We start from the raw sequence: 375 nt of genomic DNA, 5'->3' as shown, positions 1-375 counted from the left end.
GTCGGCGCGGGCCCGGCCGGCCTGGCCTGCGCGCACCGCCTGGCGGTGCTGGGCCACCAGGTGACGCTGTTCGACGCCCGCCCCAAGCTCGGCGGCCTGAACGAATATGGCCTGGCCAGCTACAAGACAGTGAACGACTTCGCGCAGCGCGAGATCGAATGGTTGCTGTCGGTCGGCGGCATCGAGGTGCGCAACAACCAGGCACTGGGCCGCGACCTGCACCTGGATGCGCTCGCCACCGACTACGACGCGGTGTTCCTCGGCCTGGGCCTGGCCGGCGTGAACACGCTGGGCCTGGGCGAGCAGACCGGCGTGCGCGATGCGGTGGACTTCATCGCCGAACTGCGCCAGGCCGCATCGCCGGCCGACGTGGCC

The 375-nt window shown here is 71.5% G+C and carries 1 protein-coding gene; it reads left to right on the top strand.

The genetic code is table 11. From position 1 onward, the window contains the following. Positions 1 to 375: NAD(P)-binding protein (locus tag DBV14_RS33805; protein ID WP_260396880.1), on the top strand; the 375-nt coding region annotated here is incomplete at both ends.

It is taken from the genome of Variovorax sp. KBW07 (assembly GCF_003852515.1).
Taxonomy (GTDB): Bacteria; Pseudomonadota; Gammaproteobacteria; order Burkholderiales; family Burkholderiaceae_C; genus Variovorax.
Note: the sequence above shows the minus strand (reverse complement) of the source record. Positions and strands in the feature narration are given on the sequence as shown.